Genomic DNA, 1,673 nt, shown 5'->3' with positions numbered 1-1,673 from the left:
TGGGTCCGACTCAATTTCTGTGGTGCCATCATGCCGAATGTTGGAGGCGTGCGAGGAGGAGGTCGATACCGGCGGCACCATACATCTGCCGCTTCAGCATCTTCAGCCGGTTGATCTGGCCTTCAGTCTGGCCGTTGGACCAAGGCTCGCGAAGCGCCGCCGCAACCGCGTCGAGATCGGCAGAGAGCCCGCGCGAAAAGGCCGCCAGTCCAGACGCCTTCGCCTGATCCAACCAGTTAGCGAGCCCGTCCTCCTCGCCGTTGCGGACCATGGAGGTGACGGCATCGAGGAGCCGACGGTCCTGCGCCAGTTGCGGCAGAGCGTGCTCGACCTGCGTGACGAATATGCTGTCCGTCTTCGAGAGGTGGTGCCGACCAGAGGTCATCATGCGGGCAATCTTGCGGCTCGGAGGACACTTGCCTGAGCCGTGGGGGATGGCGGCCTCGGCGCGGCGTTGACGCGTGGCCCATTCACCGACGACGCGGAGACTTCCTTGGAAGCCGTTCGACCGCAGCCGACGCCAGAGTTCAGCTCCATTGCGGCATCCGTCCAGCCAATGCTTCTCCAACAGCGGGAACCAGGGAGTAAGGCTGCTTTGGCGCAGCCGGAAGACGTCTTCTCGTTCGCCACGGAGGACGCGCCGGACCAGACCCCGGCTCAGACCAGTGATCCGGACGATCCGCTTGATGGGCACACCTTCGGACCCCATGCGCTGGATCATCACGTTGGTTTGCTGGCGCCGCTGAAAACCTTCGAATTGCAGGCGCTCCGCCGCAGTCAGAATGCCGGGGTCCAGCTCGGCGCTGCAGGCCGTTCTTCTTATGGTGGGCATTGCGCGACGGACGGCGGCCAAAAACGCATCGCTCGCGTTCTGCAAGAGATGCCAACGGTCGGCAACCTGGGTCGCATCAGGAAGCGCTTCGGAGATTGCCTGCCTGTATCCGCCGTTTCGGTCACGAGCGACGACTTCGATCTGCGGATGCTGACGCAGCCAGGCCGCGACCGTCGCAGGCTCGCGATCCGGCAGCAGGTCGATGACGGCACGCCGTTCGAGATCGCAGATCAGCGTTCCATAGCGCTGTCCCTTGCGCCAGGCCCAGTCGTCGATCCCGATGACGCGCGGGTCACAGCCCATGGTCCGCACACCTGACGCAGCCCCACGGAGGAAGGTATCCTTGCTCAAGCCGAACCGCAGTCGCCGCCCAAGTGCCTGGGCTGGCCGACCGCCCATCGCACGGCCGAGGTAGGCGACGAGGTCCTGAAATCGCCCGGTCCGACGACCATGACGGCACGCAAGGCACTCCGGGACTTTCTCGCTGAAAGTTTTCGTGGCGCAGTGCGCATCAACACATCGGAACCGCTGCACTGACAAGCGTACCTGCACGGAACGACCATGCGCTGGAAAATCCTTGAGGTGCCGGACATAACGTCCATGCCGACGGGAAGACCGCTGCCCGCAACCCGGACAGATCACCTCGGCATCAATGACCTCTGCGTCAATCGCAAGTATCGCGCCATCTGCGCTGTATCCAGTTGCGCGAAGCCCTTCAGGCAACAGCCTGGTGTCGAAACGTCCTGTCATGGCGCTCATCCCTTCAGATTATACGCCAAATGTAGGGGCTATGCCGCAAAACATCACACGATGTGCGTCAGAGCCAATTTTGCATGCCGAT

Annotated in this window: 1 protein-coding gene; it reads right to left on the bottom strand. The window is 62.9% G+C overall.

All coding sequences use genetic code 11. From position 1 onward, the window contains the following. Positions 1 to 28: 28 nt before the first annotated feature. The gene (locus PVW49_RS23605) at positions 29 to 1,582 is read right to left on the bottom strand and encodes an ISL3 family transposase (RefSeq protein ID WP_274591791.1); all 1,554 of its coding nucleotides are present in this window, start codon (positions 1,580 to 1,582) and stop codon (positions 29 to 31) included. Between the last annotated feature and the right edge of the window lie 91 nt (positions 1,583 to 1,673).

Source organism: Marinovum sp. PR37 (genome assembly GCF_028807375.1).
GTDB classification, from domain to species: domain Bacteria; phylum Pseudomonadota; class Alphaproteobacteria; order Rhodobacterales; family Rhodobacteraceae; genus Marinovum; species Marinovum algicola.
This window is presented reverse-complemented; position numbering and strand designations above follow the sequence as displayed.

Coding starts and splice junctions, on each gene's coding strand:
- PVW49_RS23605 (WP_274591791.1), bottom strand. CDS start 1,582: ATGACAGGACGTTTCGACACCAGGCTGTTGCCTGAAGGGCTTCGCGCA.